Origin of the sequence: Pseudolysinimonas kribbensis (genome assembly GCF_039531715.1) — a bacterium.
Classification (GTDB): Bacteria; Actinomycetota; Actinomycetes; order Actinomycetales; family Microbacteriaceae; genus Pseudolysinimonas; species Pseudolysinimonas kribbensis.
In genome coordinates, this window is record NZ_BAAAQO010000003.1 from 1 (window position 1) to 12594 (window position 12594).

Here is a 12594-nt window from a genome sequence, read left to right on the forward strand (position 1 = left end):
AAGCCCGGAGGTCCTCCCGTTTCACAAGACCCGCAACGGCACCAAAGTCATGGCCCGGTACATCTAGCCGCGCTCCGGTGCCATCACGAGCAGCGAGCTCGTCGCGGTCGCGATCTCGCGACCCTCGGCATCCACCGCGACGGCCTCGGCGAAGGCGACGCGCCTGCCGGGCTTGGTCACCCGGCCCGTGACCCGCAGCTGCCCCGTCGCCAGGGTGAACGGACGCAGGTAGCTGACGTTGAGGTCGATGGACGTGTAGAACCACCCGAGTTCGAGGGTCGTGTGGACGGCACAGCCGACGACCGTGTCGAGCACCGTGCAGGCGACGCCCCCGTGCACGACGCCGAGCGGGTTGTACTGGCTCTCGTGCGGATCGACCGTGAAGACCACCTCGCCCCTCGCGACCGTCTCGATGCTCATCCCGAGCAGCTGCGCGATCGGCGGAGGCGGGTAGATCCCGTCGCGCAGGCCCTCCATGTAGGAGAGCCCGGTCATCGTGCGCGCGACGCCCAGCACGGGGGCCGGGTCGTTCCAGCGCACGGTGAGGCTGCGCTCCTCACCCCAGCCCGGCCTCGCGTCGGTCGTCGTGTCGGCGTCGCTCATGGGCTCACGGTAGCCACCCGCGTTCCGGTCGCCGGGCCGCTTTGTCGGCGTCGGCCAAAGGATCCCGGTCACGTGCCCTGGGATACTGGACGATCGTGACCGTCCACCTCGTCGCCTTCGACCTCGATGACACGCTCGCCCCCTCGAAGTCGCCCATCGATCCCCGGATGGCGACGCTGCTCGGCGAGCTGCTCGCCGTCACGGAGGTCTGCATCATCTCGGGCGGCCGGTTCGAGCAGTTCCGCGACCAGGTGCTCACCCACCTGCCGGCGGGCGATGCGCTCCATCGGCTCCATCTCATGCCGACCTGCGGAACGCAGTACTTCCGCTGGGACGGCGCCGCCTGGGCACAGCAGTACGCCGAGAACCTCACCGACGTCGAGAAGGCGGCGGCGCTGCAGGCCCTCGAGGAGGAGGCCCGACGCCTCGGCGTCTGGGAGTCCGAGACGTGGGGCCCGATCCTGGAGGACCGTGGTTCGCAGATCACGTTCTCGGCGCTGGGGCAGGCCGCACCGGTCGAGGCGAAGAAGGCCTGGGACCCGAGCGGCACGAAGAAGAACACCCTCCGCGCGGCGGTGCAGGCCCGCCTGCCGGAGCTCGAGGTGCGCTCCGGGGGCTCGACGAGCGTCGACATCACCCGCCGCGGGATCGACAAGGCGTACGGGATGGCCAGGCTCGCCGAGCTCACCGGCATCCCGTTCACCGGCATGCTCTTCATCGGCGACCGACTCGACCCGGACGGCAACGATTTCCCGGTCGTCGCGCTCGGCATCCCGACGCGGTCGGTCGCGGCGTGGCAGCAGACGGCCGAGCTGATCGAGGACATCGTGGCATCGGCGCGCCGGTAAGCTGGCACTCCGTTCCCGCGCTCCGCGCACGCCTTCCCGGAGACCAGATGAGCCTCATCGTGCAGAAGTTCGGCGGATCTTCGGTCGCCGATGCCGAGAGCATCAAGCGCGTCGCCAAGCGCATCGTCGAAACCCGCAAGGCGGGCAACTCGGTGGTCGTCGCCGTCAGCGCGATGGGCGACACGACCGACGAGCTGGTCGATCTGGCGCATGAGGTCACCCCGTTCCCGGATCCACGCGAGCTCGACATGCTGCTCACGACCGGCGAGCGCATCTCGATGGCGCTGCTCGCGATGGCCATCAAGTCGATGGGCGTCGATGCGCGCTCCTACACGGGCAGTCAGGCGGGCATGATCACCGATGCGCAGCACGGGGCCGCCCGGATCGTCGACGTCACCCCGGTGCGCCTGCGCGAGGCGCTCGACGAGGGCGCGATCGCGATCGTCGCGGGCTTCCAGGGGTTCAACCGCGACAGCCGTGACATCACGACACTCGGCCGGGGCGGCTCCGACACGACGGCGGTGGCGCTCGCCGCCGCGCTCGGCGCCGACGTGTGCGAGATCTACACCGACGTCGACGGCGTCTTCACGGCCGACCCGCGCGTGGTGCCCCGGGCCCACAAGCTCGACGTCGTCACCAGCGAGGAGATGCTGGAGCTCGCGGCGTCCGGGGCGAAGGTGCTGCACATCCGGGCCGTGGAGTACGCGCGCCGGCACGGCGTGACGATGCACGTGCGGTCGTCGTTCAACAACCACGAGGGCACGTGGGTCGTGAACTCGAAGGAGGGAGACTCCGTGGAGGAGCCCATCATCACCGGCGTCGCCGGAGACCTGAGCGAGGCCAAGATCACGGTCGCGGGCGTTCCCGACGTGCCGGGCAAGGCGGCGGAGATCTTCACGATCGTCGCCAAGACGGGCGCGAACATCGACATGATCGTGCAGAACATCTCGGCCGCCTCGACGGGGCTGACCGACATCTCGTTCACGCTGCCCAAGGTCGAGGGCGAGAAGGTGCTGGCATCGCTGCGCGCCGAGCAGAACGCCGTCGGCTTCGACGCGCTGCTGTTCGACGATCAGATCGGCAAGCTCTCGGTCGTCGGGGCGGGCATGCGCTCGAGCGCGGGTGTCTCGGCGCAGCTCTTCCGCGCGCTCTCGGATGCCGGCATCAACATCGAGATGATCTCCACGAGCGAGATCCGCATCTCGGTGGTCACCCGGGCCGACACTCTCCAGCAGGCGATGCGCGTGGTCCACGCGGCGTTCGAGCTCGACGGCGAGGCCGAGGCCGTCGTGTACGCCGGCACCGGCCGCTGAACCCCGAGGTGCGGCGCCGGTCCCTGCGGCGACGGCGGCAACCGGATGGCGCCGGTACGATCGTTCCATGAGCACAGACGGAGTCCGCCTCGGCGTCGTCGGCGCCACCGGCCAGGTCGGCGCGGTCGTGCGCCGCCTCCTCGAGGAGCGCGATTTCCCGATCCGTGAGCTGCGGTTCTTCGCGAGCTCCCGCAGTGCCGGCAGCACCCTCGACTTCCGCGGCGAGCCGATCGTCGTCGAGGACGCCTCCACGGCCGACCCGACCGGCCTCGACATCGCGATCTTCAGCGCCGGCGCCACCATGAGCCGCGTGCAGGCCCCGCGCTTCGCCGCAGCGGGCGTTCTGGTCATCGACAACTCCAGCGCCTGGCGCATGGACCCCGACGTGCCGCTCGTCGTGAGCGAGGTCAACCCGCACGCGATGGACGAGGCGCGCAAGGGCATCATCGCCAACCCGAACTGCACGACCATGGCCGCGATGCCGGTGCTCAGGCCCCTGCACGAGGAGGCCGGCCTCACCCGTCTCATCGTCAGCACCTACCAGGCGGTGAGCGGCGCGGGCCTCGTGGGCGGTGCCGAGCTGCTCGAGCAGGCGACGGCGGCGCTGGGTCAGGATGCCATCGGCCTCGTGCGGGACGGCTCGGCGGTCGAGTTCCCCGAGCACCACGCCTTCCCCGAGACGATCGCATTCAACGTCGTGCCCTTCGCCGGCGACCTGGTCGATGACGGTGACAACGAGACGGTGGAGGAGCACAAGCTCCGCAACGAGAGCCGCAAGATCCTCGAGATCCCGGGGCTGCCGGTGAGCGTCACGTGCGTGCGCGTGCCGGTCTTCACCGGTCACTCGCTGAGCATCAACGCCGAGTTCGCGCGGCCGCTGAGCCCCGAGCGCGCGCGCGAGCTGCTCGAGGGCGCGCCGGGAGTGCGCTTCGAGGAGGTGCCCACCCCGCTCCACGCCGCCGGCGCCGACCCCAGTCTCGTCGGCCGGCTGCGTCGTGATGAGGGTGCGCCCGGTGGTCGCGGTCTCGCGTTCTTCATCTCCAACGACAACCTGCGCAAGGGCGCGGCCCTCAACGCGGTGCAGCTCGCGGAGCTCGCGGCCGCGCGTCTGGCGCAGAGCACGGTCGCCTGACGAGCCGCGCACCTCGTTACCTCCGCGCTTCCTGAGAGCCCTCTCTCACGTCGCAGAAAACCGACGTAGTGTCGAAACGCACCTCCGCGTCCGCGATCCGGGCGTTGGAGCGCAATGAGGCAGGGAGGCCCGAATGACATCGAAGACATTCCGCCGGATCATCGCCGCGACCGCCGCGATCGCGAGCGCGACGCTGCTGGCCGCATGCGCGGGTGGCGGCAGCAGCGGAGGCGGGGGCGGCGGCACGAGCGGGAACGACCTCGGCCTCCCGAACCTGAAGGGCCAGACGCTCAACGTCTCGGCCGACTGGAGCGGCGCGGAGCAGAAGGACTTCGAGGCCGTGCTGAAGGTCTTCGAGAAGGCGACCGGCGCCACGGTCGACTACAAGAGCCTCGGCAACAACGTCGCGACCGTGCTGGGCACGCAGATCACCGGTGGCAACCCGCCGAACGTGTCGCTCATCCCGCAGCCGGGCCTGCTCAAGCAGCTCGCCGCGGACGGCTCGCTCAAGACGCTGCCGAGCAGCGTGACGAAGACCGTCGACGCCAACTACTCGCAGACCTGGCAGGACCTCGGCAAAGTCGACGGCAAGCCCTACGGCGTCTGGTTCAAGGGCTCCAACAAGTCGACGGTCTGGTACAACACGCAGCTGTACAAGAACGCCGGCATCGACGAGCCGAAGACCTGGGACCAGTTCACCAAGGACATGCAGACGCTGCAGGACTCGGGCGTCTCGGGCCTGTCGATCGGCGCCGATGTCGGGTGGCCGCTCACGGACTGGTTCGAGAACGTGTACCTGCGCACCGCCGGCGGTGACATGTACGACAAGCTCGCCAACCACGAGATCCCGTGGACCGACCCGTCGGTGACCAAGGCCCTGGACATCCTCAAGGACCTGTGGAGCGCCGACTACATCGAGCCGGGCGGTGCGCAACGCAGCTTCGGCGACGCGGTGACGGAGGTCTTCGGCGCCAACCCGAAGGCCGCGACGACCTACGAGGGCGACTTCGTGGCGACCAACATCGCGAGCGACACCAAGACCAAGGTCGGCACGGGGGCGAAGTTCTACGACTTCCCGTCGATCGACGACTCGCCCGCGTCGGTGGTGGGCGGCGGCAATGTCGCCGTGGCGTTCAAGGACGACAAGGCGACGATGGCGCTCATGAAGTTCCTCGCGATGCCGGAGGCGGCCAACGCGTGGATCCCGCTCGGCGGCTTCACCTCGCCGAACCAGAAGGCCGACACCGGCAAGTACCCGGATGCCACGAGCAAGCAGATCGCGCAGGCGCTGCTCAGCGCGAAGGTGCTGAAGTTCGACATGTCCGACCTGGCGCCGAGCGCGTTCGGCGGCACCGAGGGTCAGGGCGAGTGGCAGATCCTGCTCGGCTTCTACGCGAACCCGACCGACGTCGCGGGCGTCCAGCAGAAGCTCGAGGCCGCCGCGGCCGCCGCGTACAAGAGCTGACCCATGGCCGACACGGTCCCGGCCGCGGTCGCCGCGAAGGCGCCGCGGCCGCGGGCCCCCCATCCCGTGCGGAGGCGGGGGTCGAGCAGCAACAGCGCGGGTAAGTTCGCGATGGCGTTCCTCGCTCCGGCGATCGTGCTGCTCGGCGCGCTCGTCGTCTATCCGATCTTCTACACCGCCATCCGGTCGCTGTTCGACGCGCGCGGCAGTTTCAACGCGGGCGCGAACTACGTGGACATGTTCACGCAGGCCGACACCCTGGGCGCGATCCTGCACAACATCATCTGGGTGCTCGTCGCCCCGATCGTGTGCACGGTGCTCGGCCTCGTGTTCGCGGTGCTGAGCGAGCGGGTCAAGTGGAAGACCGCGTTCAAGCTCATCGTCTTCATGCCGATGGCGATCTCGATGCTCGCGGCCGGCGTCATCTTCCGCTCGGTGTTCCAGGAGAACCCGAAGGTCGGTGTCGCGAACGCCATCGCGGTGACGGTGCACGACGCGTTCGCGCCGTCGAGCTCGTACCCCGGCGCGCAGCCGCGACCGAACGCCGACATCGTCAAGACCGATGGCGCGGTGCGGTCGAAGAGCGCGGTGCAGGCGGGCGAGACGGTGGACTTCCCACTGGTGGCGATCCAGGCGGGCACCTTCGAGAAGGGCGACCCGGTCGCGACGAAGGCGCCTGCTGCGAAGGCGACCCAGATCACCGGCACCGTGTGGTCGGACTTCGTGCTCGGCGGCGGCGGAACGCCCAACCAGCTGGGCGACGGCAAGAACTCGCTCATCAGGGTGACGGTCGAGGCGCTCCCGGCCGGCTCGACGAAGGCGGCGGCGACGGCGCTCACCGACGACCACGGCCGGTTCACGCTCAGCGGCCTCGATCCGGGCACGAGCTACACGGTCGAACTGCCCAGCTCCAACTTCCGGGAGCCGTTCAACGGGGTGCCGTGGCTCGGGCCGCAGCTCATCAACGTCGTCGTGATCCTGTCCTACGTCTGGATCTGGGCCGGATTCTGCATGGTGATGGTCGGCTCCGGCCTGACCGCGATCGACCGCTCGCTGCTGGAGGCGGCCCGCACCGACGGCGCGAACGAGTGGCAGGTCTTCAGTCGCATCACGGTGCCGCAACTCGCCCCCGTGCTGGTGGTGATCCTCGTGACGCTCATCATCAACGTGCTGAAGATCTTCGACCTGGTCTATGTGATCCCGCCCGGCACGTCGAAACCGGCGGCCAACGTGATCGCGGTCCAGATGTGGAACGTCTCGTTCGGCGGCGGCAACGACCAGGGCCTCGGCAGCGCGCTGTCGATCTTCCTGCTCGTGCTCGTGCTGCCGGCGATCATCCTCAACGTCCGACGATTCCGGAGCCAGCGATGACGATCGACACGGGTTCGGTCAAGGCGCCGCGCACGCTCGCGCAGCGCATCCTCGGCTTCCTCGGGCACGGCGTCGTGCACGTCGTGCTCATCATCGTGGCGGTCATCTGGCTCGTGCCGACGGTCGGTCTGCTCGTCTCGTCGTTCCGCACCTCGACCGACTCGGCGGGCTCCGGATGGTGGACCGCGTTCCTGAAGCCGGCGCAGCTGACCTTCGAGAACTACGCGAGCCTCGTGAGCGACACGGCCGCCCTAGGTGCGCTCGGCAACTCGCTGCTGATCACCCTGCCCACGACGATCCTGGTCGTGGTCATCGGCTCACTGGCGGGGTACGCCCTCAGCTGGATCGAGTTCCGCGGACGCGACTGGGTGCTGATCGGCATCATCGTGCTGCTCGCCGTGCCGCTGCAGGTCGCGTTCATCCCGGTCGCCGGGCTATTCCGCTCGCTCGGCATCTTCGGCTCGGTCATCGGCGTCGTGCTGTTCCACACCGCCTTCGGACTGCCGTTCGCGGTGTTCCTCATGCGCAACTTCTTCGGTCAGGTGCCGGCGGAGCTGCTCGAGGCGTCGCGCCTGGACGGGGCGAGCGAGTGGCGCATCTTCACGCGCGTGGTGCTGCCGCTCGGCCTGCCGGCCGTGGCATCCCTCGCGATCTTCCAGTTCCTCTGGACCTGGAACGACATGCTCGTCGCGCTGATCTTCTCGAGTTCGCAATCCCAGCCCCTGACGGTCTACCTGCAATCGCAGTTGAGACAGTTCGGGGCGAACATCGACATCCTGTCGTCGGGCGCGTTCGCGTCGATGCTCATCCCGCTCATCGTCTTCTTCGCGTTCCAGCGCTACTTCGAGAGCGCGTTGCTGGCGGGCTCGACGAAGTAGTCGGTCGGCCGGCGCGGAGCGGCGGCCGAGCGCCGATAGCCTGTCGGGATGCCGAAGCCGGGGCGCCGCCATGGGGTGCTCCTCGCGATCCTCGTCGTCTACCTCGCGGCACTGGCGCTGATCGCCTTCTGGCCGGTTCCGGTCGACAGCGGCGCCCGCGGGTCGTTGGGGACGCTCCTCGCGCTGCTGCGCGCGCGCGGCTGGGGGTGGATCGACTACTCCGTGGTGGAGGCGTCGGCCAACGTCATCCTGTTCGTGCCGTTCGGCTTCCTGCTGGGGGTGCTCGGCGGGCGGGGTGCGGGCCGCCGGCTGCTCATGCTCGCGGTGTGCGTCGCCAGCTCGGTGGCGATCGAGGTCGGACAGGCGGCGCTGCTCCCGGCGCGGTATGCGAGCGTCGGCGACATCGCCGCGAACTCGCTCGGCGCCGTCGTGGGCGCACTGCTCGCGCTCGCGTTCGGCGCGATCACGCATCGGCGGGCGCCTCGAGGGTCGCTCGCGGGCGACGCCCCGAAGCCGGACGGCTCGGCCGGCCCCGCCTAGAATCGAGGTGTGCCCGAAGCGTTCGACGTCGTCCTGATCGGGGGCGGCGTGATGAGCGCCACCCTGGGTTCGCTCCTGCAGCGCCTGCAGCCGGATTGGCGCATCGCGATCCTGGAGCGGCTCGGCGACGTGGCGCTCGAGAGCTCCAATCCCTGGAACAACGCCGGCACCGGTCACTCCGCTCTCTGCGAGCTGAATTACACGCCGGAGCTGCCCGACGGCTCGATCGACATCACCAACGCGGTCAAGGTGAACGAGCAGTTCCAGGTGAGCCGTCAGTTCTGGTCGGCCCTGGTCGAGGACGGCACGCTGCCGGAGCCGCACCGCTTCATCAACACGGTGCCGCACATGACCTTCGTCTGGGGCGAGGACAACGTCGCGTACCTGCGCAAGCGCTTCGACGCCCTCAAGGACCACCCGCTCTTCGCGGGGATGGAGTACAGCGAGGACGCGGCGCAGATCCGGCGCTGGGCGCCGCTGCTCATCCCGGGCCGGGCCAAGAGCCAGCCGATCGCCGCCACGTACATGAAGGTCGGCACCGACGTCGACTTCGGATCGCTCACCCGGCTGCTCATCGACGGTCTCGTCGCGAAGGGGGCCGAGCTGCGGTACGAGCACCGGGTCACCGGCCTGCGCAAGCGCCGCGACGGGGTGTGGCAGGTCACCGGCCGGCGCGAGGTCGGCGGCGCGCCCTTCTCGCTCGAGGGCCGCTTCGTCTTCGTCGGCGCCGGCGGCGGGGCCCTGAACCTGTTGCAGCGCTCCGGCATCAAGGAGATCCGGGGGTACGGAGGCTTCCCGATCAGCGGAGAGTTCTTCCGCACCGACGACCCCGAGATCGTCGCGAAGCACTCGACCAAGGTCTACGGCAAGGCGGCCGTCGGCAGCCCGCCGATGTCGGTGCCGCACCTCGACACCCGCTACGTCGACGGCACGCCGAGCCTGCTGTTCGGCCCGTACGCCGGCTTCAGCCCGAAGTTCCTGAAGGCGGGCTCGTGGCTCGACCTGTTCGCGTCGATCCGGCCGCACAACCTCGGCACGATGATCGGCGCGGGCCTCAAGAACCTCGACCTCGTGCTCTACCTCGTGCGCGAGCTGCTCGCGAGCCGGGCGCACAAGGTCGAGTCGCTGCGCGACTTCTTCCCGAAGGCGGACGGAGACGACTGGCGGCTCATCACCGCCGGGCAGCGCGTCCAGGTCATGAAGCGCGGCGCCGACGGCAAGGCCGTGATCCAGTTCGGCACCGAGGTGGTCGCGTCCGCCGACGGCTCGATCGCCGGGCTGCTGGGCGCCTCGCCCGGCGCCTCGACCGCCGTGCCGATCATGCTCGACGTGCTCGCGCGGTGCTTCGGCGACCGCCTCCCCGGTTGGGAGCCGGAGCTACGCACGCTGATCCCGACCTACGGAACCCGGCTCTCCGACGACCCGGCCAGGGCGACGAAGGTCATGCGCGAGACGGCGGCCGAGCTCGGCATCCCCGCCTGAGCCCCCGCGCCCGACCGGTCAGGTCAGTGCGCCGCGCGGTACGCCTCGACCACGTCGGATCCCACGCGACCGCGCTCGGAGACCTTCATGCCGCGGGAGCGCGCCCACTCGCGCATGGCGGTCGCCTCGCTCGCCGGCGCCGACGACCCGGATCCGCGCCCGGTGCTGCGACGTCCGCCGACCCGGCGACCCGCCTTGACGTACGGGGCGAGCGCGTCGCGCAGGCGCTCCGCGTTGCGATCGGCGAGGTCGATCTCGTAGCTCGCGCCGTCGAGACCGAAACTGATCGTGCTGCCGGAGCCGGCCTCGATGGGAGTGCCGTCGATATCGTCGACGAGCTGGACCACGACTTTCTGGGCCACGGGAATTCTCCTGTCAAAATGCGCTGGGACGGATTCAGGATATCGGACCCATTTCGGATATCCGAATACCGAATCGGCTTGACGGTCATTCGAAGGTATGTTCGAATGAGTGGATGCGGTGGAGCGGGCAGCAGATCGGCGTCGTGGACGGCGACGCCCTGCCCGGTATGGGCCGGCTCGACAATCTCGTGCGCAGCGTGCAGACCCCCGAGTTCGCCGGCATCACCTTCCATGAGGTGCTCGCGAAGAGCGCCCTGAACCACGTTCCCGGCGAGTCGAAGGCGCTCCCGTTCGGGTGGACGATCAATCCGTACCGGGGATGCAGCCATCAGTGCGTTTTCTGCTTCGCGAGAAATACGCACACGTTCCTCGATTTCGATGCCGGCCGCGATTTCGACACCCAGATCGTCGTCAAGATCAACATCGCCGAGGTTCTGCAGAGGGAACTCGGCCGCCCGAGCTGGCAGCGTCCCCACGTCGCGCTCGGCACCAACACCGACCCCTATCAACGGGCGGAGGGTCGCTACCGGCTCATGCCGGGCATCGTCGCCGCACTCGCCGCATCGCGAACGCCGTTCAGCGTCCTCACCAAGGGCACGCTGCTGCGGCGCGACCTGCCGTTGTTGCAGGAGGCCGCGCAGCACGTGCCGGTGCAGCTCGCGATGACGATCGACGTCGCCGATCCGCAACTGCGGGCGAGCCTCGAGCCGGGCACCCCCACGACCGAGGCACGCCTGGCGACCGTGCGCGCCGCCACCGACGCCGGGTTCGACGTCTCGGTGCTCGTCATGCCGGTTCTGCCCTACCTCACCGACTCGATCGCGCACCTCGATCGGTTGCTCGGGATGATCGAGGAGGCCGGGGCGACCCGGGTCGCCTACACCGCGCTGCACCTGCGCCCCGGGGCGCGCGAATGGTACCTGGGCTGGCTCGGTCGCGAGCATCCGGAGCTGCTGCCGCGCTACCGCGAGATGTACGGCGGCGGCTCGTATCCGCCGAGGGAGTACCGCGCCTGGCTCGCCCGACGCATCACGCCGCTGCTGTGCGCGCACGGGCTCGATCGACGGCCGACGATGGATCCCGCGACCGGCACGCCGACCACCGACGGGTCATCCCCGCGGTTCGCAGCCGAGGAGTACGCCACCGGCCACGAGATGCCGAGTGCCGGGCTCATCGCCGCCGAGCTGTCGCCCGCGATGGCCGCCGCGCTGCAACCCACCCTGTTCTGAACGAGGTCACCATCTAGGCTGGTGTCGTGCTGACGGCGACCGGGGTGGAGCGCGACGCGTCCGCACGCCATCCGGAGGTGCGCGTGCGGGTGGCGATCGTCGACGACCACGAGGTGCTCCTCGACAGCCTCGGATCCTGGATCACCGAAAACGCCCCCGAGTTCGAGGTCGCCGTGCTCGCGACGACCTGGCTCGAGCTCGTGCACGACGTGAACTTCCCGACCGATCTCGTGCTGCTCGACTTCCAGCTGCGTGAGCCGGTGTCGATCGAGGCGCGGGTGCGCACCTGCCGGGCGGCCGGCGCGAAGGTGATCGTGCTGTCCGGGGTCGAGACGGCAGAGGCCCGCGAGCGGGCGCTCGCCGCCGGCGCCGACGACTTCATCTCCAAGGCGGTGCCCATGCGCGCCGTCATGGACGTCGCCCGCGCCGTCGTCGGCCTGACACCGGATGCCGCGGTCGTCCATCATCGGCAGCTCACGCTCGTCGTCGAGCGGCCCAAGCTCAGCCCGAGTGAGCAGGAGGCGCTCCTGCTGTACGTCTCGGGCCTCAGCACGGGGGAGGTCGCGGCCCAGATGGGTGTGCAGTACGAGACGGCGAAGACCTACCTGCGGCGCGTGCGCGAGAAATACGCGCGCGCCGGCCGGCCGGCGAGCAAGAAGGCCGAGCTGGTGCGGCGGGCCGCCGAGGACGGATTGCTCCAGTAGTGGCCAAGCTGTACTTCCGCTACGGCGCGATGAACAGCGGCAAGAGCACCGCGCTGCTACAGGCCGCCTACAACTACGAGGAGCGCGGGCACCAGGTGCTGCTCGCGAAGCCGGCGATCGACTCCAAGGGCGAGGCGTCGATCATCTCGCGGCTCGGCGTGACCCGCGCGGTCGACTTCACGATCGCCCCCGATGAGGTCGTCACCGAGGCCTTCATGCGCGAGCGCACCCGCGTGATCGCCGCGACGGGCTCCGACGTGAGCTGCCTGCTCATCGACGAGGCGCAGTTCCTCAGCGAGGAGCAGGTCGACGACCTGCTGCGCATCGCGATCGAGGAGGACGTGCCGGTCCTGGCGTACGGCATCCGGACCGACTTCCAGACCATCGCCTTCCCCGGCAGCCGCCGGCTGCTCGAGATCGCCCACTCCCTCGAGGAGCTGAAGACCATCTGCCGGTGCGGCCGCAAGGCGATCTTCAACGCGCGCAAGGTCGACGGCCGCTTCGTCTTCGACGGCGATCAGGTGGCGATCGAGCAGGGCGAGGTCGTCTACGAGTCGCTGTGCGGTCAGTGCTACCTGGAGGAGAGCGGCGGTGCCTTCAACCGCGGCTGGCGTCCCCGGCTGGACTTCAGCTACGGCTCGGGCCCCGATTCGGACTTCAGCTGATG

13 protein-coding genes are annotated in these 12594 nt (G+C 69.5%); 11 read left to right on the forward strand and 2 right to left on the reverse strand.

Annotated elements, in window-relative coordinates:
* Positions 1 to 63: 63 nt before the first annotated feature.
* Positions 64 to 603, reverse strand: coding sequence for a PaaI family thioesterase (locus ABD285_RS06605; RefSeq protein WP_284253338.1), 540 nt, complete (start codon positions 601 to 603; stop codon positions 64 to 66).
* A gap of 92 nt (positions 604 to 695) precedes the next feature.
* Here ABD285_RS06605 and ABD285_RS06610 point away from each other — a divergent pair, with 92 nt between their 5' ends.
* The 8 genes from ABD285_RS06610 to ABD285_RS06645 all read left to right on the forward strand — a co-directional run bounded on the left by ABD285_RS06610 (position 696) and on the right by ABD285_RS06645 (position 9632).
* Positions 696 to 1451: an HAD-IIB family hydrolase gene (locus ABD285_RS06610; RefSeq protein WP_284255614.1), complete on the forward strand. Its 756-nt coding sequence runs from the start codon at positions 696 to 698 to the stop codon at positions 1449 to 1451.
* Between the two features lie 47 nt (positions 1452 to 1498).
* Complete coding sequence (locus tag ABD285_RS06615) at positions 1499 to 2764, forward strand: aspartate kinase (RefSeq protein WP_344201317.1); 1266 nt, start codon at positions 1499 to 1501, stop codon at positions 2762 to 2764.
* Positions 2765 to 2831: 67 nt separating this feature from the next.
* Positions 2832 to 3896 (forward strand): aspartate-semialdehyde dehydrogenase, encoded by a 1065-nt coding sequence (locus ABD285_RS06620; RefSeq protein WP_284253337.1) that lies wholly within the window; start codon positions 2832 to 2834, stop codon positions 3894 to 3896.
* 133 nt (positions 3897 to 4029) lie between these two features.
* A complete protein-coding gene (locus ABD285_RS06625; protein WP_284253336.1) occupies positions 4030 to 5361 on the forward strand; it encodes an ABC transporter substrate-binding protein in 1332 nt (443 codons plus the stop codon).
* 3 nt (positions 5362 to 5364) lie between these two features.
* The gene (locus ABD285_RS06630) at positions 5365 to 6732 is read left to right on the forward strand and encodes a carbohydrate ABC transporter permease (RefSeq protein ID WP_344201320.1); all 1368 of its coding nucleotides are present in this window, start codon (positions 5365 to 5367) and stop codon (positions 6730 to 6732) included.
* The gene (locus ABD285_RS06635) at positions 6729 to 7610 is read left to right on the forward strand and encodes a carbohydrate ABC transporter permease (RefSeq protein ID WP_344201323.1); all 882 of its coding nucleotides are present in this window, start codon (positions 6729 to 6731) and stop codon (positions 7608 to 7610) included. Before ABD285_RS06630 ends, ABD285_RS06635 begins: the two co-directional genes overlap by 4 nt.
* 48 nt (positions 7611 to 7658) lie before the next feature.
* Positions 7659 to 8150 carry a VanZ family protein gene (locus tag ABD285_RS06640; protein WP_284253332.1) on the forward strand — a complete coding sequence of 164 codons (492 nt, stop codon included), beginning with the start codon at positions 7659 to 7661 and terminating at the stop codon, positions 8148 to 8150.
* A gap of 9 nt (positions 8151 to 8159) precedes the next feature.
* Positions 8160 to 9632 carry a malate:quinone oxidoreductase gene (locus ABD285_RS06645; protein ID WP_284253331.1) on the forward strand — a complete coding sequence of 491 codons (1473 nt, stop codon included), beginning with the start codon at positions 8160 to 8162 and terminating at the stop codon, positions 9630 to 9632.
* A 23-nt stretch (positions 9633 to 9655) separates the two neighbouring features.
* On the opposite strand, the gene ABD285_RS06650 is transcribed toward ABD285_RS06645, so the two are convergent.
* On the reverse strand, positions 9656 to 9994 hold the full coding sequence (locus ABD285_RS06650; RefSeq protein WP_284253330.1) for a histone-like nucleoid-structuring protein Lsr2: 339 nt from the start codon (positions 9992 to 9994) through the stop codon (positions 9656 to 9658).
* Positions 9995 to 10107: 113 nt separating this feature from the next.
* Between ABD285_RS06650 and ABD285_RS06655 the strand changes: the two genes are divergently transcribed.
* The 3 genes from ABD285_RS06655 to ABD285_RS06665 are packed head-to-tail and all read left to right on the forward strand — an operon-like array spanning position 10108 to position 12592.
* Positions 10108 to 11223: an Rv2578c family radical SAM protein gene (locus ABD285_RS06655; protein WP_344201328.1), complete on the forward strand. Its 1116-nt coding sequence runs from the start codon at positions 10108 to 10110 to the stop codon at positions 11221 to 11223.
* A gap of 26 nt (positions 11224 to 11249) precedes the next feature.
* Positions 11250 to 11927 (forward strand): response regulator transcription factor, encoded by a 678-nt coding sequence (locus ABD285_RS06660; RefSeq protein WP_344201330.1) that lies wholly within the window; start codon positions 11250 to 11252, stop codon positions 11925 to 11927.
* Positions 11927 to 12592, forward strand: coding sequence for a thymidine kinase (locus ABD285_RS06665; RefSeq protein WP_284253329.1), 666 nt, complete (start codon positions 11927 to 11929; stop codon positions 12590 to 12592). Before ABD285_RS06660 ends, ABD285_RS06665 begins: the two co-directional genes overlap by 1 nt.
* Positions 12593 to 12594: the final 2 nt, after the last annotated feature.